The 20,797-nt window shown below is 55.3% G+C and carries 18 protein-coding genes and 1 pseudogene; 11 read left to right on the top strand and 8 right to left on the bottom strand.

Translation table 11 applies throughout. The features are described 5' to 3' along the window. The first annotated feature begins 2 nt into the window (after nucleotides 1-2). The 4 genes from galS to mglC all read left to right on the top strand — a co-directional run bounded on the left by galS (nucleotide 3) and on the right by mglC (nucleotide 4,945). A complete protein-coding gene (gene galS, locus LDK53_RS06920) occupies nucleotides 3-1,025 on the top strand; it encodes an HTH-type transcriptional regulator GalS (RefSeq protein WP_225285108.1) in 1,023 nt (340 codons plus the stop codon). 295 nt (nucleotides 1,026-1,320) lie between these two features. Beyond that, complete coding sequence (gene mglB, locus LDK53_RS06915; RefSeq protein WP_008500923.1) at nucleotides 1,321-2,319, top strand: galactose/glucose ABC transporter substrate-binding protein MglB; 999 nt, start codon at nucleotides 1,321-1,323, stop codon at nucleotides 2,317-2,319. A 79-nt stretch (nucleotides 2,320-2,398) separates the two neighbouring features. Beyond that, nucleotides 2,399-3,919: a galactose/methyl galactoside ABC transporter ATP-binding protein MglA gene (gene mglA / locus LDK53_RS06910; RefSeq protein WP_094919124.1), complete on the top strand. Its 1,521-nt coding sequence runs from the start codon at nucleotides 2,399-2,401 to the stop codon at nucleotides 3,917-3,919. A gap of 15 nt (nucleotides 3,920-3,934) precedes the next feature. Further along, nucleotides 3,935-4,945, top strand: coding sequence for a galactose/methyl galactoside ABC transporter permease MglC (gene mglC / locus LDK53_RS06905; RefSeq protein WP_225285106.1), 1,011 nt, complete (start codon nucleotides 3,935-3,937; stop codon nucleotides 4,943-4,945). Nucleotides 4,946-4,994: 49 nt separating this feature from the next. Here mglC and LDK53_RS06900 read toward each other — a convergent pair whose 3' ends face one another. The 5 genes from LDK53_RS06900 to LDK53_RS06880 form a co-directional block, all read right to left on the bottom strand. Next, nucleotides 4,995-6,383: a glutamine synthetase family protein gene (locus LDK53_RS06900; RefSeq protein ID WP_225285193.1), complete on the bottom strand. Its 1,389-nt coding sequence runs from the start codon at nucleotides 6,381-6,383 to the stop codon at nucleotides 4,995-4,997. A 120-nt stretch (nucleotides 6,384-6,503) separates the two neighbouring features. Beyond that, nucleotides 6,504-7,223 (bottom strand): outer membrane permeability protein SanA, encoded by a 720-nt coding sequence (sanA, locus tag LDK53_RS06895; protein WP_014884561.1) that lies wholly within the window; start codon nucleotides 7,221-7,223, stop codon nucleotides 6,504-6,506. 127 nt (nucleotides 7,224-7,350) lie between these two features. Continuing rightward, the gene (cdd, locus tag LDK53_RS06890; RefSeq protein WP_025756258.1) at nucleotides 7,351-8,235 is read right to left on the bottom strand and encodes a cytidine deaminase; all 885 of its coding nucleotides are present in this window, start codon (nucleotides 8,233-8,235) and stop codon (nucleotides 7,351-7,353) included. 129 nt (nucleotides 8,236-8,364) lie between these two features. Continuing rightward, nucleotides 8,365-9,060 (bottom strand): CidB/LrgB family autolysis modulator, encoded by a 696-nt coding sequence (locus LDK53_RS06885; RefSeq protein ID WP_025756257.1) that lies wholly within the window; start codon nucleotides 9,058-9,060, stop codon nucleotides 8,365-8,367. Further along, nucleotides 9,057-9,452, bottom strand: a complete 396-nt coding sequence (locus LDK53_RS06880; protein WP_014884558.1) for a CidA/LrgA family protein — start codon at nucleotides 9,450-9,452, stop codon at nucleotides 9,057-9,059. The genes LDK53_RS06885 and LDK53_RS06880 overlap by 4 nt, the downstream gene beginning before the upstream one ends. Nucleotides 9,453-9,618: 166 nt before the next feature. Between LDK53_RS06880 and dusC the strand changes: the two genes are divergently transcribed. The 3 genes from dusC (at nucleotide 9,619) to LDK53_RS06865 (ending at nucleotide 12,913) form a co-directional block, all read left to right on the top strand. Continuing rightward, complete coding sequence (gene dusC / locus LDK53_RS06875; RefSeq protein WP_025756256.1) at nucleotides 9,619-10,551, top strand: tRNA dihydrouridine(16) synthase DusC; 933 nt, start codon at nucleotides 9,619-9,621, stop codon at nucleotides 10,549-10,551. Between the two features lie 128 nt (nucleotides 10,552-10,679). Continuing rightward, nucleotides 10,680-12,098: a multidrug resistance outer membrane protein MdtQ gene (mdtQ, locus tag LDK53_RS06870; protein WP_225285105.1), complete on the top strand. Its 1,419-nt coding sequence runs from the start codon at nucleotides 10,680-10,682 to the stop codon at nucleotides 12,096-12,098. Between the two features lie 50 nt (nucleotides 12,099-12,148). Further along, entirely contained in the window at nucleotides 12,149-12,913 is a 765-nt protein-coding gene (locus tag LDK53_RS06865) for an SDR family oxidoreductase (protein ID WP_225285104.1), read from the top strand. 53 nt (nucleotides 12,914-12,966) lie between these two features. Here LDK53_RS06865 and LDK53_RS06860 read toward each other — a convergent pair whose 3' ends face one another. Next, nucleotides 12,967-13,539, bottom strand: coding sequence for a DedA family protein (locus LDK53_RS06860; protein WP_225285103.1), 573 nt, complete (start codon nucleotides 13,537-13,539; stop codon nucleotides 12,967-12,969). A gap of 157 nt (nucleotides 13,540-13,696) precedes the next feature. Between LDK53_RS06860 and LDK53_RS06855 the strand changes: the two genes are divergently transcribed. Together LDK53_RS06855 and pbpG are read left to right on the top strand one after the other, a co-directional pair. Then, nucleotides 13,697-14,284 (top strand): Yip1 family protein, encoded by a 588-nt coding sequence (locus LDK53_RS06855; protein WP_013097942.1) that lies wholly within the window; start codon nucleotides 13,697-13,699, stop codon nucleotides 14,282-14,284. 167 nt (nucleotides 14,285-14,451) lie between these two features. Further along, on the top strand, nucleotides 14,452-15,375 hold the full coding sequence (gene pbpG / locus LDK53_RS06850) for a D-alanyl-D-alanine endopeptidase (protein ID WP_225285101.1): 924 nt from the start codon (nucleotides 14,452-14,454) through the stop codon (nucleotides 15,373-15,375). Between the two features lie 95 nt (nucleotides 15,376-15,470). Here pbpG and LDK53_RS06845 read toward each other — a convergent pair. Together LDK53_RS06845 and dld are read right to left on the bottom strand one after the other, a co-directional pair. After that, nucleotides 15,471-16,024, bottom strand: a pseudogene (locus tag LDK53_RS06845) (N-acetyltransferase family protein). Nucleotides 16,025-16,136: 112 nt separating this feature from the next. Next, a complete protein-coding gene (gene dld, locus LDK53_RS06840; RefSeq protein WP_225285097.1) occupies nucleotides 16,137-17,885 on the bottom strand; it encodes a D-lactate dehydrogenase in 1,749 nt (582 codons plus the stop codon). 189 nt (nucleotides 17,886-18,074) lie between these two features. Here dld and bglX point away from each other — a divergent pair, with 189 nt between their 5' ends. Both bglX and LDK53_RS06830 read left to right on the top strand, forming a co-directional pair. After that, nucleotides 18,075-20,372 carry a beta-glucosidase BglX gene (bglX, locus tag LDK53_RS06835; RefSeq protein WP_225285095.1) on the top strand — a complete coding sequence of 766 codons (2,298 nt, stop codon included), beginning with the start codon at nucleotides 18,075-18,077 and terminating at the stop codon, nucleotides 20,370-20,372. Nucleotides 20,373-20,518: 146 nt separating this feature from the next. Beyond that, nucleotides 20,519-20,797 (top strand): glycine betaine ABC transporter substrate-binding protein (locus LDK53_RS06830; protein ID WP_318527748.1); only part of this gene is annotated, 279 nt, incomplete at its 3' end.

The raw sequence follows: 20,797 nt of genomic DNA, 5'->3' as shown, positions 1-20,797 counted from the left end.
ATATGATCACCATTCGTGACGTCGCCCGTCAGGCGGGCGTTTCTGTGGCTACCGTCTCGCGTGTCCTGAACAACAGCGCGCTGGTCAGCCCTGAAACCCGTGAAACCGTAATGAAAGCCGTGACTCAGCTTGGGTACCGGCCAAATGCCAATGCCCAGGCGCTTGCGACGCAGGTCAGCGACACCATCGGCGTGGTGGTAATGGATGTATCGGACGCCTTTTTTGGTGCGCTGGTGAAAGCGGTCGATGTGGTCGCCCAGCAGCATCAGAAATATGTCCTGATCGGCAATAGCTATCATGAGGCGGAAAAAGAGCGCTATGCCATCGAAGTGCTGATCCGTCAGCGCTGTAACGCCCTGATTGTCCACTCTAAAGCCCTGAGCGACGAAGAGTTAATCGGGTTTATGGATCAGATCCCAGGCATGGTGCTGATCAACCGCATCGTTCCGGGCTATGCCCACCGCTGCGTCGGGCTGGATAACGTCAGCGGCGCGATGATGGCCACCAAAATGCTCATCAACAACGGCCATCAGCGGATCGGTTATCTGGCCTCCAGCCACCACATTGAAGATGACGAACTGCGGCGCGAGGGGTGGCAGAATGCCCTGAAAGAGCACGGCATTACGCCATCCGAGAGCTGGGTAGGAACCGGTACGCCGGATATGCAGGGCGGTGAGGCGGCCATGGTGGAGCTGCTGGGCCGCAATCTCCAGCTTTCAGCGGTGTTTGCCTATAACGACAGCATGGCGGCCGGAGCCCTGACGGCGCTGAAAGATAACGGTATTGCGGTGCCACAGCATTTATCACTCATTGGTTTTGACGATATCCCGATTGCCCGTTACACCGACCCGCAGCTGACAACGGTGCGTTACCCTATAGCCTCTATGGCGAAACTGGCGACTGAACTGGCGTTACAGGGGGCGGCAGGGCTACTGGATCCGGGGGCAACACATTGTTTCATGCCGACTTTAGTACGTCGTCACTCCGTTGCGGCCCGGCAAATTGTGGTTCCGATCACTAACTGATTACATGGGGTGATGTAACCGTTTTCAATCTGTGAGTAAATTCACAGTATCTTAACAAGGCGCTGACTATGATGTCAGCGTTTTAGGGGCTGAAACGCTATGTAACAGTGATTATTCACTTTCACTATAGCCAACGTGCCGCAAACAACGAATAAAACGCATTTCTGGAGCGTTACCGAACACGGAAGATAGAAATTTTATAAGTGAACTTCGGCTGTCAGTAACGTTTTATTAACACCTGCCCGCCGATCGTTATTCACAAGAACTACCCTGCATAAAAAAAACCGGAGATACCATGAATAAGAAGGTGTTGACTCTGTCTGCTGTAATGGCAAGCATGCTTTTTGGTGCAGCAGCGCACGCTGCGGATACCCGTATTGGTGTGACCATCTATAAATACGACGACAACTTCATGTCTGTTGTGCGTAAAGCAATTGAGAAAGATGCTAAAGCAGCGCCAGACGTTCAGCTGCTGATGAATGACTCCCAGAACGACCAGTCCAAACAGAACGACCAGATCGACGTTCTGCTGGCGAAAGGCGTGAAAGCCCTGGCCATCAACCTGGTTGACCCGGCGGCAGCAGGCACGGTGATTGAAAAAGCGCGCGGCCAGAATGTGCCGATCGTCTTCTTCAACAAAGAACCTTCTCGCAAAGCGCTGGACAGCTACGACAAAGCGTATTACGTCGGTACCGACTCCAAAGAGTCCGGCATTATTCAGGGCGATCTGATCGCGAAACACTGGGCGGCAAACCCGAACTGGGACCTGAACAAAGACGGTCAGATTCAGTTTGTGCTGCTGAAAGGCGAACCCGGCCATCCGGATGCGGAAGCCCGTACCACTTACGTTATCAAAGAGCTGAATGACAAGGGTCTGAAAACCCAGCAGCTGGCGTTAGATACCGCGATGTGGGACACCGCTCAGGCGAAAGATAAGATGGACGCATGGCTGTCCGGCCCTAACGCCAACAAAATTGAAGTGGTTATCGCCAACAACGATGCGATGGCAATGGGTGCGGTAGAAGCGCTGAAAGCTCACAATAAATCCTCCATCCCGGTATTCGGCGTGGATGCGCTGCCAGAAGCGCTGGCGCTGGTTAAATCCGGTGCGATGGCCGGTACCGTGCTGAACGATGCCAACAACCAGGCGAAAGCGACCTTCGATCTGGCGAAAAATCTGGCCGATGGCAAAGGCGCGGCAGACGGCACCAACTGGAAGATTGACAATAAAATCGTTCGCGTGCCTTACGTGGGCGTAGACCAGTCCAACCTGGCTGAGTTTATCGGTAAATAAGAGTATTAAATTGTCTTCACTGGGCGCAATTCGTTGCGCCCTTTTATAACGCGATATGCGAGGCCAACAAGGTATAATTATGGTCAGCACAACTACTCCGTCATCCGGTGAATACCTGTTGGAAATGAACGGCATCAACAAGTCATTTCCCGGCGTTAAGGCACTCGATAACGTTAATTTAAAAGTTCGTCCTCACTCTATTCATGCTTTAATGGGGGAGAACGGTGCGGGTAAATCAACATTATTAAAATGCCTTTTTGGGATCTATCAAAAAGATTCTGGCAGCATTCTTTTTCAGGGGAAAGAGATCGATTTCCATTCAGCGAAAGAAGCACTGGAAAACGGTATCTCGATGGTTCACCAGGAATTAAACCTGGTACTGCAGCGTTCAGTTATGGATAACATGTGGTTGGGACGTTATCCCACCAAAGGTGTTTTTGTCGATCAGGACAAAATGTATCGAGACACCAAAGCGATTTTCGATGAGCTGGATATTGATATCGATCCGCGCGCCCGCGTGGGAACATTATCCGTATCCCAGATGCAGATGATCGAAATTGCTAAAGCCTTCTCCTATGATGCGAAAATCGTCATCATGGACGAACCGACATCGTCACTGACGGAAAAAGAGGTTAATCACCTTTTTACCATTATCCGTAAGCTTAAAGAACGCGGCTGCGGCATTGTGTATATCTCCCACAAAATGGAAGAGATCTTCCAGCTGTGTGATGAGATAACCATTCTGCGCGACGGTCAGTGGATTGCCACGCAGCCGCTGGAAGGGCTGGACATGGACAAGATCATCGCCATGATGGTTGGCCGTTCCCTGAACCAGCGCTTCCCGGACAAAGAAAACAAACCGGGTGAAGTGATCCTCGAAGTCCGCAACCTGACTTCGCTGCGTCAGCCCTCTATCCGCGATGTCTCCTTCGACCTGCACAAGGGTGAAATCCTGGGCATTGCCGGTCTGGTGGGGGCAAAGCGTACCGACATCGTGGAAACCCTGTTTGGCATTCGTGAGAAAGCCGAAGGCACGATTACGCTGCACGGCAAAAAGATTAACAACCACAACGCCAACGAAGCCATTAATAATGGTTTTGCGCTGGTAACGGAAGAGCGTCGTTCGACCGGTATTTATGCGTATCTGGATATTAACTTTAACTCGTTAATTTCTAATATTCGCAATTATAAAAACAAAGTCGGGCTGCTGGATAACTCCCGCATGAAGAGCGATACCCAATGGGTTATTGACTCCATGCGCGTGAAAACGCCAGGGCACCGCACTCAGATCGGTTCGCTTTCGGGCGGTAACCAGCAGAAAGTCATTATCGGCCGCTGGTTATTAACCCAGCCAGAGATTCTGATGCTGGATGAGCCTACCCGCGGTATCGACGTCGGCGCGAAGTTTGAAATTTATCAACTGATTGCCGAGCTGGCGAAAAAGAATAAAGGGATCATTATTATTTCTTCCGAAATGCCGGAATTGTTAGGGATCACAGATCGTATTCTGGTTATGAGCAATGGTCTCGTTGCCGGTATTGTTGACACCAAAACGACAACGCAAAACGAAATTTTGCGTCTTGCGTCTTTGCACCTTTAAGATCAGGGGCTCCTCATGAGTGGGTTAAATAAAAAAAGTTTTCTCACTTACCTGAAAGAAGGCGGTATTTACGTTGTTCTTTTAGTACTGCTGGCCATCATCATTTTCCAGGACCCTACGTTCTTAAGCCTGTTGAACCTGAGTAACATTCTGACCCAGTCCTCCGTGCGTATTATCATTGCGCTGGGCGTAGCGGGCCTGATCGTCACCCAGGGGACAGACCTTTCTGCCGGTCGCCAGGTCGGCCTGGCGGCGGTTATCGCGGCAACCCTGCTGCAGTCGATGGAAAACGCCAACAAGGTGTTCCCGGAAATGGCCACCATGCCCATTTTCGTGGTGATCCTGATTGTCTGCGCCATCGGTGCGGTGATTGGTCTGATCAACGGTATTATCATCGCCTACCTGAACGTGACGCCATTTATCACCACGCTGGGTACGATGATCATCGTTTACGGTATCAACTCCCTGTACTACGACTTTGTCGGTGCGTCTCCTATCTCGGGCTTTGACAGCGGCTTCTCAAGCTTTACGCAAGGGTTTATCGCGCTCGGCAGCTTCCGCCTGTCGTATATCACCTTCTATGCCCTGATTGCGGTGGCCTTCGTCTGGATCCTGTGGAACAAAACGCGTTTTGGTAAAAACATCTTCGCTATCGGGGGTAACCCGGAAGCGGCGAAAGTCTCCGGCGTCAACGTTGCCCTCAACCTGCTCATCATCTATGCCCTGTCCGGGGTGTTCTACGCCTTCGGCGGGATGCTGGAAGCGGGCCGTATCGGCTCTGCAACCAACAACCTTGGCTTCATGTATGAGCTGGATGCGATCGCAGCCTGCGTGGTGGGCGGCGTCTCCTTCAGCGGTGGTGTGGGTACCGTACTCGGCGTGGTGACCGGTGTGATCATCTTCACCGTCATCAACTACGGGTTGACCTATATCGGCGTAAACCCTTACTGGCAGTACATCATCAAGGGCGCCATCATCATCTTCGCGGTCGCGCTGGATTCACTGAAATACGCGCGTAAGAAGTAAGCCTCACTCGTCTCCTGCGGCCCGCTCAACGAGCGGGCTTTTTTATGCCCTAAGCCAGATTTGACTCCTCCCGGGTCACAATGCGCTCAAACCAGTCGAGTTCTGAGAGCTTGCAGGCAACCCACTGTTCAGAAAAGGCCTCACCCAGGCTGTCGGTGAGATATTGACAGCGGGCGAAGGTCTCAATCGCTTCCTGCTGAAACAGCGGCAGGTCGGGTTGGTCCTGCTGCGGTTCAGCCAACGCCTCCTCGTCGATATTTTCCAGCCCGTACAGCATGCCGGTCAGGAGGGTTGCAACCACCAGATAGGGATTGGCATCAGCCCCGGCCAGACGGTACTCAATGCGACGGTTGCTGTCATCCGAGCAGGGGATCCGCAGGGCGGCGGTACGGGTGTTATAACCCCAGGAGTGAAAGAGGGGTTCCGTCAGGTTTTTACGCAAACGACGAAACGCGTTGACGCCCGGGGCAAGAATGGCGACGGAGGCGGGCATCAGCGCCAGCTGGCCCGCGATACATAAACGCATCATGCTGTTAAGCGCATTCACCGGTGAGGCAAAGAGGTTGTTACCGCGGCTGTCGTTGAGGCTGAAGTGGACGTGAAAACCGCTGCCCGAGAGCTGGCTGAAAGGCTTGGCCATAAAGTTGGCCTGCAGGCCGTGTTTTTCCGCCACGTATCGGGCCAGGCGGCGCAGCGCCAGCACGTTATCACAGACCTCAACAACGTGATGACTATGCTTCAGGTTTAATTCGTACTGACCGGACTCGGCTTCCGCCACGATCCCGGTGAGCGGAATGCGCTGAAGGTGTGCCAGCTGTTCCAGTTCGTCAAACAGCGCCGCGTGCGCGCTTGGGGTATCCATATGAAAGCAGCCCTGATTTTGCGCATCCTGTCGCCCTTGTTCCGTCAGGTAGAACTCGATTTCCGGGGCAATAACCGGGAAGAGCCCGTGCTGGTGGAAGCGGGAAAGTACAGTCTGCAGGATCACACGCGGCTCCAGCGGGCAGGGTTTCTCGTCGCTGTCTTTCATCGTCAGCAGGATCTGCGCGTTGTGCTGTGGATCGTGTGGACAGGGACGCAGGGAGCCGGCGACGGGGACGCAAAGGCGGTCGGGTTCATCAGGCAGCGAGGCGGCGATTTGTCCTTTCTGGTCCATCGAATAGACGGAAAGCGGAAAATAACAGCCGTTTTCCAGCGTCAGCATGCTCTCTACCGAGAGGCGTTTGCCGCGCATCGTGCCGTTGATATCGTTCAGATAAACGTCAACGTGCTTCGTCTGCGGGTAGCGTTCCAGGTAATCGGCCACTTCCACGGCAATGTTGTGCTGCAGGGCATCAATTTTTTCATCAAGCCAGAGACCGGAATTCAGCGCGCCGGGGAGTGATAAACCGGGAAAGTTAAAATACGGGCGGAGACTTTTCAGGAAAAACGCATTCATTATCGAGTTCATAGTCATTCTTCAATGAAGCCGTAGCGGCAGTGAACTCAGCGTAAAAGAGCCAGCGTAAAGGCGGGATAAAAAGCGTCACGCCCGGCGTAAAGAAAGTATAAAGGCGGGCTATTTTTTCTCTTTTTTCTGCATATCAAGCAGTTGCTCTGGCGTCACCGCCGGGTAACCCTGAGCGTCTTCAGGCACTTCATGCATCGCCGGAATCGGCACCAGCGGGCCTAAGAAGCGCGGTTCGCGTTTGAAAATATAGAGGTCTGCCAGGGCGCCAAAGCGGGCACCAAATTCGCGAACGCGCACGCTGAGCATATCTTTTGGCGATGGCACCGCATAGCACTGCGCCTGAATACCCATATGCAGGGCGATAAACAGCGCGCGCTCGCAGTGGAAGCGCTGGGTGATGATGATGAAGTCGTTGGTGTCGAAGACTTTGCGCGTGCGCACGATGGAGTCGAGGGTGCGGAACCCGGCGTAGTCGAGGACGATATCAGCAGGGTCCACCCCCGCGGCAATCAAATCCTTACGCATCGTCACCGGTTCGTTATAGCTTTGCAGGGCGTTATCCCCGCTTAACAGCAGGTAGTTCACTTTGCCGCTGTTGTAGGCGTTCAGCGCGCCCTGGATGCGGTAACGGTAATACTGGTTGATGACGCCGGTGCGGTAATACTTGGCGGTGCCGAGCACCACGCCCACCTGACGGTAAGGCAGGTCCTGCAGGTCATCAAAGATGTAGGGGGCGGTTTTCCAGCTCATCCAGCGGTCGAGACCGAGCACGATCAACAGCAGTATGCCGACCAGGACAGACAGGCTGTAAAACACGCGCTTTAACATGCAGATGGCTCGTACCGAAGATGAATTTAACTCAGGCTACTTTACCCGCCTGGTTAGCGCAAGAAACAGCGACTCAACTGAGGGGTTTTTCAGCAAACTGGCGGGCATTTCTGCCCGCCGGAAGGAATCAGGCAAGCAGTACGCGGTCAATCGTCGTACAGCCCAGCGCCTTGAGCGTCGCGGCGGTGGCATCCCACTGAATCAGCGGCGCATCGGCTCTCTCTGCCAGAATGGCGCGCTGAATGTCAGGATAGTCATAGCCGTTCAGGCTCAGCAGGTTGAGGGCGCCCTGCAGCGGCGGCAGCGTTGGGTTAAACGCCGCGTTCTCCGCATAGCTGCCGCTAAAGATGCGCCCATCGCGGCACTGTAGCGCCACCCCGCTCGGGGACTTGCTGTACGGGGTATGGCTCTTGTTGGCAGCGCGAATGGCCGCCTGGGACAGGTCATCGCCGGACAGGGCGAAACCGTGGTCCTGCTCGTCCATCAGCAGCGTTTTGATCTCCAGATCTTTCGGGCCAAACGCGTCTGGCAGGTAATCCGCCAGCGTGTGCGGCGCGCGGCCCGGCAGGTTGATGCGCAGCTGCAGACCGCTGTTCAGCTCGTTCATAAACTGACGGCAGTGACCGCAAGGGGTGTAGTTCACGGTAATGGCGCTCAGTGCTTTTTCACCGCGCAGCCAGGCGTGGCTGATGGCGCTCTGCTCGGCGTGAACGGTTTGCTGCATGGTTGCGCCCAGAAACTCCATATTGCCACCGAAGTACCAGGTACCGCTGACCCCGCGTGCAATGGCACCGACGTTGAAGTGGGAAAGATCGGCCCGCGCGCAGGCGGCGGCCAGGGGCAGCAGTGCGAAAGCCAGCGCGTCTTCGTCCAGTCCCGTTGCCTGTTTCAGCATCGTGACCTGCTCCGCCGTCAACAGGGCGGGGAAGTGTGCATCTGCCAGAACGGGAGCCAGGGCTGACTGCAAATTCTCTGCAAGCTGGGCGAAAGCAGCTTGAAAACGTGGGTGCATGGCGTTTGCCTCATAAAGGTTAATGGATCGGTAGTTTACGGAGCCGTCAGGGCTTTATATGTGATCCACTTCTCATTATGTATGCAACTTATGAAATCAAAATGAAATTTGCGCGACGCATCGCAAATTTTAGCCCATCACCGCCAGAATCAGCGGGAAAATGAACGGGGCCAGCAGGGAGGTGATAATCCCGCAGATCACCAGCGCCAGGGAGCTAAACGCCCCTTCCTGATAATCCAGCTCCGCGCAGCGGGCGGTGCCCAGCGCATGCGAGGCGGTACCCATCGACAATCCCCGGGCAGCCTTCGTATGGATACGCATGGCGTTCAGCAGGGTATGACCAAATACCGCGCCAAGAATGCCAACGAAAATCACGCACATTGCGCTGATGGCCGGAATACCGCCGAGGCTGCCGCCGACTGCCATCGCGATAGGCGTGGTCACCGATTTCGGCAGGATAGACGCCGCAATCTGCGGGGAAGCCCCCATCAACAGCGCCACCGATGTCCCCGTAATCATTGCCACCAGGCTGCCGACAAAACAGATGGTGATGATGGATTTCCAGCGAGCGCGGATCTGGTGCAGCTGTTCATATAAAGGAAACGCCAGCGCGACAACGGCGGGCTGCAGCAGGTCGTTGAGGATTTTGCTGCCAGCAAAGTAGCGTTCGTAAGGAATGCCGGTGAGCAGCAGGAACGGGATAATCACCACCATCGCCACCAGCAGCGGGTTCAGCAAGGGCATTTTGAAACGTGCGGCAAGTTTACGTGCGGCGAAGAACACCACCAGGGTTAACGGCAGCGACCACCAGATATTGGCTATCATTTTTTTGTTTTCTCCCCGATCACGTTGCGTTCACCATGCACCAGATGCGAACTCCAGCTCACCACCAGGAAAACCACCAGCGTACTGACCGCGCAGGAGACCACGATCGGGCCGAACTGGGCTTTAAGCAAATCAAAATACTGCATCACCCCGACGCCGATAGGCACGAAGAGCAGCGCCATATAGCGAATAAGGACAAAGCAGCCGGGGTTGACCCACTTTGCCGGCAGAATTTGCAACGCCAGCAAAACAAAGAGGATCAGCATACCGATAATGCTGCCGGGAATAGTAATGGGCAGCAGCGACGCGATGAAAATCCCGGCATACAGGCAGGCGTAAATCAGGACGAATGCGCGCAGATATTGCCAGATAATGTTCAATGATTTACTCATGGTGAAAGTCCTTGCTGAAACGGATTCATCATACAATTAAACCTGAAAATGTGCCACGGATCACATCATGAAATTTGAGCATACCAGACATTCCGGAATGGAACGTCGTGCTTTCCACATACCCGGAGAGCAGATACTATAGCGCGTCTTTTTTACAGGTACTGCTATGCGTGTCTTACTGGCCCCAATGGAAGGCGTGCTCGACTCCCTCGTGCGCGAGCTTCTGACCGAGGTGAACGATTACGATCTCTGCGTGACGGAGTTTCTGCGCGTGGTCGATATGTTGTTGCCGGTAAAATCCTTCTTCCGCCTGTGCCCCGAGCTGCACAACAACAGCCGGACCTCTTCCGGCACGCTGGTGCGTATTCAACTGCTCGGTCAGTATCCGGAATGGCTGGCGGAAAACGCCGCCCGTGCGGTTGAACTGGGCTCTTACGGCGTGGATCTCAACTGCGGCTGCCCGTCGAAGCTGGTGAACGGCAGCGGCGGCGGAGCGACGTTGCTGAAAGATCCGGAACTGATTTATCGCGGCGCGAAAGCAATGCGTGAGGCCGTGCCTTCGCATTTGCCGGTGACGGTTAAGGTGCGCCTGGGGTGGGACAGCGATGCCCGGCAATTTGAAATCGCCGATGCGGTGCAGCAGGCCGGGGCTACCGAGCTGGTGGTGCATGGCCGCACCAAAGAGGATGGCTATAAAGCCGAGCGCATTAACTGGCAGGCGATTGGTGAGATCCGCAAACGTCTCTCCATTCCGGTGATCGCCAACGGCGAAATCTGGGACTACGAGAGCGCGCAGGCCTGTCTGAACGCCACCGGCTGCGATGCGGTGATGATCGGCCGCGGGGCGCTGAATGTGCCCAACCTCAGCCGGGTGGTAAAATATAACGAGCCGCGTATGCCGTGGGCAGATGTCGTCACGCTGCTGCAAAAATATAGCCGTCTGGAAAAGCAGGGCGACACCGGTTTGTATCACGTGGCGCGAATTAAACAGTGGCTGAGTTATTTACGCAAAGAATATGATGAAGCGCTGGGGTTATTTCAGGAGATCCGGACATTACAAACCTCCGCTGATATTGCCCGGGTAATTCAGTCGAAGTAATTAATTCATTTGATGAATAATTTTCTGTTTATGTAAATGTATAACAATTTACGGATTGCCACGCATTACTAAAAAAACAAATAACATCAAGCGTAATTTGCGCCTTTCTTTTTTGAGTCTATGGCGTAATGAAACGTTCTTTTATTTTATCTCTGAGTGCTCCTCTCGCGTTTGTACTGGTTGCCTGTGCGCCGGAACATGCCACGGTTTCCCCTCTCCAGGCCCGGACGGTAACGGCGTCGGTTAATACGGTTTTGCATCATCAGGACTGGCCGAAAAATGAGTGGTGGAAGGCGTATAACGATCCCCAGCTTAACCGTCTTATTGCAAAAGCATTGAACGATGCGCCGGATATGCAGATTGCCCGCCAGCGTATTACGCTTGCCGAAGCCCAGGCAAAAGCCACGCTGGCTGCCGACGGTCCGCAGATGGATTTTTCAGCGGATACCGAACGTCAGAAAATGTCCGCCGAAGGGCTGATGGGGCCCTTCGCTATTACTGACCCGGCGGCAGGTACCACCGGGCCGTGGTACACCAATGGCACCTTTGGCCTGACCGCCGGCTGGGATCTCGACCTGTGGGGAAAAAATCGCGCGCAGGTGGAGGCCCGAATAGGCAAAGTCAATGCGCAAAAAGCGGAGCTTGAACAAACCCGTCAGCTGCTGGCCAGCAGCGTGGCTCGGCTCTACTGGGAGTGGCAAACCCAGGCCGCCGCGGAGGATGTACTCGGGCAGATTAAACAAGAACAGGACAATATCATCGGGGCCGACCGCGAGCTGTATCTGCATGGGATTACCTCCTCCGTAGAGGGCGTCGAAACGGATATCAACGCCAGCAAAACCGAAGAGCAGATGGCTGAGGTGAGCGGCAAGATGAAAGCCATAGAGGCGCGTCTGGTCGCGCTGACCAATTCATCCACTTTAACACTTACCCGGCACGCCTTGCCGACGGTGGAAGCCTCGTTACCCTCGACGCTGGGATACGAACTGCTGGCACGCCGTCCGGATCTGCAGGAGGCGCACTGGTACATCGAAGCCTCCATGAGTGAGGTGGAGGCCGCCAGAGCGGCATTTTATCCTGACGTGAACCTGATGGCCTTCTTACAGCAGGATGCCCTCCACCTCAGCGATCTGTTCCGTGCTTCCGCGCAGCAGATGGGCGTGACCGCCGGGCTGACGCTGCCCATTTTCGACAGCGGCAGGCTGAACGCCAGCCTGGATATCGCGCAGGCGCAGAACAATCTCTCGGTGGCGAACTACAACAAAGCGGTGGTGGAGGCGGTTAATCAGGTGGCGCGCACGGCCAGTGACGTCGAAACGCTGACCGCGAAAAACCGTCATCAGCAACAGGTGGAAAAAGATGCGGCACGGGTGGTAGAGCTGGCGCAGGCGCGTTTTAGCGCGGGAATGATTGCCGGCTCCCGGGTCAGTGAAGCCAGAATCCCGGCGCTTAAAGAGCATCTCGCCGGATTAATGCTGAAAGGTCAGTATGTTGACGCCACGCTGCAGCTGACCTCGGCCCTGGGCGGTGGCTATCATCATGGCTAAAAAAGGCCATTATCTATACTTACCTCTTTGCTGTTTTTCAGGAGGTGAGTATGACCAGAGTAGCGATTGTTACCGCATCGGATTCCGGGATTGGTAAAACCACGGCGCTGATGCTGGCTGAGCGCGGGTTTGATATTGGCGTCACCTGGCACTCAGATGAAAACGGGGCGCTGGACACCTGCCGTGAAATCGAAGCGCAGGGCCAGCGTGCAGAGGCTATCCATCTTGATTTAAGTACTCTGCCGGAAGGCGCTGAGGCGATAGAATCGCTGATTGCGCGTTTTGGTCGACTGGACGTGCTGGTCAATAATGCCGGGGCGATGGCCAAAGCGCCGTTTCTGGATATGCCGTTTGACGACTGGCGGAAAATTTTCACCGTCGACGTTGACGGCGCGTTTCTCTGCTCGCAGATAGCGGCACGTCAGATGGTGAAGCAGGGGGAAGGGGGGCGGATTGTGAATATCACCTCGGTCCATGAGCACACGCCGCTGCCGGAGGCCAGCGCCTATACCGCAGCAAAACATGCGCTGGGAGGGTTAACGAAGTCCATGGCGCTGGAGCTGGTTAAGCACAACATTCTGGTGAATGCCGTCGCGCCGGGGGCGATTGCCACACCTATGAATGACATGGATGACAGCACGGTGAAAGAAGGTTCATTGCCGGAAATCCCGCTGGCAAGACCGGGGTATACCAAAGAGATCGCAAGCCTGGTGGCGTGGCTGTGCGATGGCGACGCCAGCTATACCACCGGACAATCGTTTATTGTCGACGGAGGATTTATGCTGGCGAATCCGCAGTTTAAGCCGGAGGGGTAGGACGTTCCCCTCACACTCTCCCTGTGGGAGAGTGTGAGGGCATCAGGCCGCACTCACTCCTCATCCTGCTTCTTCTCTCTGTGCCGCATCCACAGCCTGACCCCAATCACCGCCCCGACCACCAGAATCAACCACGCCCAGTGTTTCAGGTGCTGGTCGAGATTATGCAGCCATGGGCCAATCACTTCGCCCCCCACGTAACCGAGCGTGGTAAAAATCAGCGCCCAGGCAACAGCGCCAACAATATTGAGGGGCAGGAAAATTTTTGGTGGCAGGCGGCTGGCCCCAATCAATATCGGCCCTACGATTCGAAAGCCGTACATAAAGCGGGTGCCAATCACAAACAGGTAAGGGTGGCGCTGGATCAGCCGTTGCGCTCTGCGGATCTTCTTTTGATGCTTAGCAAAACGTTGCAGCAACGCAGGCCCGAAACGCAGTCCCAGAAAATAGAGCAGCTGATCGCCAATCATGCCGCCCAGCGCGACGGCGGCAACCACCAGCGGGAATTTTAACAGCCCCTGATGTGCGGCGACGCCGCCTAACAGCGTGATAGTTTCACCTTCTGCCACGCTCCCGACCACCAGCGCAGCGTATCCGTATTGTTCAATAAATCCGTTGATATCCATTACGTCAATATCATCTCCCTTAGTATGTCTCGCTTAATCATATACCCCATGAATCAACAGCGGGGAAATCAACGGAAATTTCCCACTGTACATAAAATAATCTAAAGCCTGCATTATACTTAAGGTATCGATGACGGGCCGACAACAAGGGGGCGCTATGAACCATGTCTGGGGACTTTTCTCCCATCCCGATCGTGAAATGCATGTCATTAAAAGTGAGAACGAAACGGTCTCGCATCATTACACGCACCATGTGCTGCTGATGGCTGCGGTGCCGGTAATATGCGCTTTTATTGGAACAACACAAATCGGCTGGAACTTCGGGGACGGCACCGTGGTTCAGCTCTCCTGGTTTACCGGGCTTTATCTGGCCATTCTCTTCTATGGCCTGATGCTGGCGGGTGTAGCGGTGATGGGGCGCGTTATACACTGGATGGCGCGTAACTACCCGCAACGTCCATCGCTGGCGCACTGTATGGTCTTCGCCGGATATGTCGCGACCCCGCTGTTCTTAAGCGGTATTGTTGCGCTCTATCCACTGGTCTGGTTGTGCGCGCTGATCGGTACCATTGCCCTCTTTTACACCGGTTATCTGCTGTATCTGGGGGTCCCAACCTTCCTCAATATCAATAAAGAAGAGGGCCTGAGCTTCTCCAGTTCAACGCTCGCCATCGGCGTGCTGGTCCTGGAGGCGCTACTGGCGCTGACGGTTATTCTTTGGGGTTATGGATACCGTCTCTTCTGAGTTCACTGCATTGCTGGCGTAAATGCCAGCAATGCAGCATCTGTTCACGATTATCCGCTGGCGACAACGCCCGGTGACCGCTATGATGCCGAAGCCAGCCTGTGTTTCTCCGTTGACACAGGCGGTGTACGTCATTACGTGCGTGAATAATTATCAGAAGTCTCACCATGCTGAAATTCCGAGTCTCTTTACTTAGCCTGGCGCTGTTGCTGGGCGCGTCCGCTGCCGTGCCAGCCGTCGCCAAAACGCCCGCGGTGACCACCGCTGCTGACCAGCCGCAAATTGCCTCCGGCAGCGCGATGATTGTTGATCTCAACACCAATAAGGTGATTTACGCCAGCCATCCGGACCTGGTACGCCCGATCGCCTCGATTACCAAATTAATGACCGCGATGGTGGTGCTTGATGCCCATCTGCCGCTGGACGAAAAGCTGAAAGTGGATATCAGCCACACGCCGGAGATGAAAGGGATCTACTCTCGCGTGCGTCTGAACAGTGAAATCAGCCGGAAAAATATGCTGCTGCTGGCGCTGATGTCGTCTGAAAACCGTGCGGCGGCGAGCCTTGCGCATCACTATCCTGGCGGCTATGACGCGTTTATCCGCGCGATGAACGCCAAGGCCAAAGCGCTGGGAATGAACAATACGCATTATGTTGAACCGACGGGTCTGTCGATCAACAACGTCTCCACGGCGCGCGATCTGACGAAACTGCTGATTGCCAGCAAACAGTACCCGCTGATTGGACAGCTTAGTACCACCCGTGAAGAGATGGCGACCTTTGCAAACCCGGCCTATACGCTGCCGTTCCGCAACACTAACCATCTGGTTTATCGGGATAACTGGAATATTCAGTTAACGAAAACCGGTTTTACCAACGCGGCAGGGCACTGTCTGGTGATGCGCACGGTGTTTAACGGTAAGCCTGTGGCGCTGGTGGTGATGGATGCCTTCGGCAAATATACCCACTTCGCCGACGCGAGCCGTCTGCGCACCTGGATTGAAACGGGAAAAGTTCAGCCTGTGCCAGCTGCGGCATTGACGTATAAAAAGCAGAAAGCGGAACAGATGGCGACGGCGCAGAACGACTGAGCCTCCTCTGCGCGCTGATGCCCTCACCCCGACCCTCTCCCACAGGGAGAGGGAGAAAACACTAAAAAACGGTAACCCAGGTTACCGTTTTGCTTTTATTCCGGCAGCGTCCAGTCCCCGTCGTTGAGTGGGCGCTGCATAATCACCGTATCCCGCCAGTCGCCTTTCTTGTATCCCACGCTGCGCAGCTGTCCGACAATCTCGAAGCCGTGCTTTTTATGCAGGCGCAATGAGCCGGCATTATTATTGCCGTCTCCCACCACGGCAATCATCTGCCGCCACGGGCCTTGCTCACAGCGTGCGATCAACGCAGACATTAATGCCGAGCCAAAACCGCGCCCGGTGATGCTGGCATCCACATAAATCGACTCTTCCAGGGTATAGCGGTAAGCGTGTCGCGGCCGGTAAGGGGTGGCGTAGCAATAGCCCACCACAATGCCGCGATACAGCGCGATTAACCACGGTAACCCGTGGTCAGCCACGCTTTTCATGCGATGACGCATTTCATCGATGGTGGGGGGAACTTCTTCAAAGGATGCGCGCCCGTGAAGCACATGCCAGGCATAGATGGCGGCGATGGCATGCACATCATCGGGAAGGGCGTCGCGCACTTCCAGTTCGGTCCGGATAAAACATCAACAGCCGACATGATGTGCCTGCTCCTCGTGATAGAAAGCCGGAGAAACGTTTCTCCGGCGACAGGCAGTTACTCTATTACGATTAAGTAGCGCTTAACAATCTCTCAAATTTGGCTGTATGAATTAATCAGATGCTTGCGTTATGCGCTGCTCCGCGTCTGTGCTCTCTTGCCAGTATTTCTTCCGCGTTGTTTTACCGATGCCGGGATTCATGCTGTTTGTAGGGTCATTCTCGCGATAAAACTGCTTAAGTGCGTCCGGGGCTTTATAAAGATGCCCGACGTTGTGTTCCGCAGGATATTGTGCGCCGCGTTCACGCAACAGGGCGAGCATCTGCTCCTTCAGCGCGTGCGCGTCGACCCCTTTTTTGACAATGTAGTCCTGATGGAAGACATAACACATAAAGTGGCCGTAATAGAGTTTGTGCACCAGCTTACTGTCAATTTCCGGCGGCAGGTGTTCAAACCACTCGGTGTCGTTGCGTCGCAGAGCGATATCCAGCGCCAGAATATCTTCCACCTCTTCGGAATGTACCGCCTGATAACGGATGGCGGCACCTGCGGCGGCAAAACGGTGCAGGAACGCTTTGCTGCCCTCTTCAGGCGTACAGGCAAAGAAATCCCCCTCGGCGGTCTTAAAGAATTCGCTCAGCCAGGACTGCGCTTCGGCAATCCCGTCCCCGGCCATTTTTAACAGCAGATGATGCTCGTACTTATCGCGCCAGGTTTTCATCCGCTCCGGTAAATGTGCCGGGAAAACGTTGCCCAGTTTCTGCATAAAGCGGTCGGTGAAGTGCGGTTTAAACAGGGGCACTTTCTCCAGCATCGCGTCGGTGCGGCCCTTCATGGTGAAGAAGAACGGCATTTTGTCGGTGCCGAGCTTGTCGATCATCAGAAACGTATCTTTGCCGTAACGCTCGGCGATGTCGTAAATGTCCCGGTGCATATACTCGCCCGCCACCGGCAGATTCGTGAATTCGCCCAGAATGTGTCGGCGGATCGCCGTCAGCACATCCGGCTGATTGGTCCCGATGTAAAACACCTGCTGCTTTTTCTCGGCCGGGAAGGTGTCGAGACGCACCGCGAACACCGCCACCTTGCCCGCGCAGCCGGAGGATTCAAACAGGCGATCCGGGTCGGCGTTGTAGCGCGCCGGCGTATCGGCGTTGATATCCCGCACGCGGGTCACATAGTCGTGATCGTGTGCATGACGGCCGTCGTGCTGAACGTCTTCATCCTTCACGCGATCGTCGTCGAGCTTGCTGAGGATCTGCTCCGGCGTGACGCCGAGATCGATACCCAGATGGTTAACCAGCGTCAGCTTGCCGTTTTCATCGATACGGGCAAACAAGGACATCTCGGTATAGGCGGGGCCGCGCTGCACCAGCGAGCCGCCGGAGTTATTGCAGATCCCACCGACCACCGAAGCGCCAATACAGGAGGAGCCGATCACCGAATGTGGTTCGCGGCCCAGCGGCTTAAGCGCTTTTTCGAGGGAGTAGAGCGTCGTGCCGGGGAAGGCGAGCACCTGCTCGCCTTTATCCAGCAGGTGCAGTTTGTCGAGGCGCAGGGTGCTAATGATCACAATGTCACGGTCGTAATCGTTGCCGTTCGGCGTTGAACCTTCAGTCAGGCCGGTGTTCGCCGCCTGCATTAAAATAATCTTGTCGGCGGCGACGCAGGCGCTCAGCACGCGCCACAACTCCAGCAGCGTGCCGGGGAAAACCACCGCCAGCGCCTCGCCCTGGCCGGAGCGGAAGCCCTTGCGGTAGCGGGCAGTTTTCGCCGGGTCGGTAAGCAGGTGAGAGGAGCCAACCAGGCGCGACAGTTCGTTAATAAAAGCCGTGTTATCGTTTGTTCGAACAGAAGACATTTTCCACTCCTTGTGGTGGGGCAAATTTCTCGCTGTAAAGCATAGCGCGATTAACTGTTAAGCGGTCGAGTATTCACGAGAAAAATCAGAGAATAACCCTGCAACGTTCAGAGGGTTTGTGGCACACTGCGCTTTTCGCACGGTATGGCCGAGATCGTCCGGCGGTTATTGATGAGAGAGTAAAACGACATGAAATGGCTATGTTCTGTAGGTGTCGCCGTCAGCCTGGCGCTGCAACCTGCGCTGGCAGAGGATTTGTTTGGTAACCATCCGCTCACGCCTGAAGCCCGGGACGCGTTTGTCACGGAATTGCTCAAGAAAATGACGGTCGATGAAAAGATCGGCCAGCTGCGTCTGATCAGCGTCGGTCCGGATAACCCAAAAGAGGCGATCCGCGAGATGATCAAAGACGGGCAGGTTGGCGCCATCTTTAATACCGTCACCCGTCAGGATATCCGCAAGATGCAGGATCAGGTGATGGATCTCAGCCGCCTGAAAATTCCACTGTTCTTCGCCTATGACGTGGTACACGGCCAGCGTACCGTCTTTCCCATCAGCCTAGGCTTAGCCTCCTCGTTTAACCTCGACGCGGTGAAAACCGTGGGGCGCGTATCGGCTTATGAAGCCGCGGACGACGGCCTGAACATGACCTGGGCACCGATGGTGGATGTCTCGCGCGATCCGCGCTGGGGTCGTGGCTCGGAAGGCTTCGGTGAAGATACGTATTTAACTGCCACAATGGGCAAAACCATGGTGGAAGCGATGCAGGGCAAGAGCCCGGCGGATCGCTATTCGGTGATGACCAGCGTCAAGCACTTCGCGGCCTATGGCGCAGTGGAAGGCGGTAAAGAGTACAACACCGTCGACATGAGCCCGCAGCGCCTGTTTAACGACTACATGCCGCCGTACAAGGCAGGGCTCGATGCAGGCAGCGGCGCGGTAATGGTGGCGCTGAACTCACTCAACGGCACGCCAGCGACGTCTGATTCCTGGCTACTGAAAGACGTGCTGCGCGACCAGTGGGGCTTTAAGGGCATCACGGTGTCTGACCACGGCGCGATTAAAGAGCTTATCAAACACGGCACCGCCTCTGACCCGGAAGATGCGGTGCGCGTGGCGCTCAAGTCCGGCATTAACATGAGCATGAGCGACGAGTACTACAGCAAATACCTGCCGGGTCTGGTGAAGAGCGGCAAGGTCACGATGGCGGAGCTGGACGATGCCACGCGTCACGTGCTGAACGTGAAATACGATATGGGGCTGTTTAACGATCCTTACAGTCACCTGGGTCCGAAAGGGTCTGACCCGGCAGATACCAACGCCGAAAGCCGTCTGCACCGCAAAGAAGCGCGTGACGTGGCGCGCGAAAGCCTGGTGCTGCTGAAAAACCGCCTTGAGACGCTGCCGCTGAAAAAATCCGGCACCATTGCCGTGGTAGGCCCGCTGGCCGACAGCAAGCGCGACGTCATGGGCAGCTGGTCTGCCGCGGGCGTGGCCGACCAGTCCGTGACCGTGCTGACCGGGATTAAGAGCGCCGTGGGTGATAACGCGAAAGTGCTGTATGCCAAAGGCGCCAACGTCACCAACGATAAAGACATCGTGACCTTCCTCAACCAGTATGAGGAAGCGGTGAAGGTCGATCCGCGCACGCCGAAGGAGATGATTGACGAGGCGGTGAATACCGCGAAGCAGTCTGACGTTATTGTCGCGGTGGTGGGCGAAGCGCAGGGAATGGCGCACGAAGCCTCCAGCCGAACGGACATCACCATCCCGCAGAGCCAGCGCGATCTGATTGCTGCCCTGAAAGCCACCGGCAAGCCGCTGGTGCTGGTGCTGATGAACGGTCGTCCGCTGGCACTGGTGAAAGAGGACCAGCAGGCTGACGCCATTCTGGAAACCTGGTTCGCCGGTACCGAAGGCGGTAACGCCATCGCCGACGTGCTGTTTGGCGATTACAACCCGTCGGGCAAGCTGCCGATGTCCTTCCCGCGCTCTGTCGGGCAGATCCCGGTTTACTACAGCCACCTGAACACCGGCCGTCCTTATAATGCCGACAAACCGAACAAGTACACCTCCCGTTACTTCGACGAAGCTAACGGCCCGCTGTATCCGTTTGGTTACGGTCTGAGCTACACCACCTTCAAGGTCTCTGACGTGAAAATGTCGGCGCCAACCCTGAAGCGTGACGGCAAGGTCATCGCCAGCGTTGACGTGACCAACACCGGCAAGCGCGAAGGGGCAACGGTGATCCAGATGTACGTTCAGGATGTCACGGCCTCCATGAGCCGTCCGGTGAAACAGCTGCGCGGCTTCGAGAAGGTCACTCTGAAACCTGGCGAAACCAAAACCATCAGCTTCCCGATTGACGTGGACGCGCTGAAGTTCTGGAACCAGCAGATGAAATACGATGCGGAACCGGGCAAGTTTAATGTCTTTATCGGCGTGGATTCTGCCCGCGTAAACCAGGGCGAATTCGAGCTGCTGTAACCTTTCTTGCCTTTGCATCCCCCGACTTCCGGGGGATGCGTCTTACCTTATGCTAAAAAGGCATTTTGCCGGGTAAATCCGCCGTTTTAAGCTACGCTTTTCTCTCAAGCCTCTGAAAAAGGCGATAAAAAAATGAGGACAGCGGAATGACGATTAAAACGGGGATGGTAGCTTCTGTGGCGCTACTCGCAGCGCTAAGCCTGCCGCTACAGGCGGCGGAGCCGGTAAAAGTGGGCTCAAAGATCGATACCGAAGGCGCGCTGCTTGGCAATATTATTCTGCAGGTGCTGGAAAGCCACGGCGTGAAAACTGTCAATAAAGTCCAGCTCGGCACCACGCCCGTCGTACGCGGCGCGATTACCTCCGGCGAACTGGATATCTACCCGGAATACACCGGCAACGGGGCATTCTTCTTCAAAGATGAA

Origin of the sequence: Enterobacter sp. K16B (genome assembly GCF_020216105.1) — a bacterium.
GTDB lineage: Bacteria > Pseudomonadota > Gammaproteobacteria > Enterobacterales > Enterobacteriaceae > Enterobacter > Enterobacter sichuanensis.
Note: the sequence above shows the minus strand (reverse complement) of the source record. Positions and strands in the feature narration are given on the sequence as shown.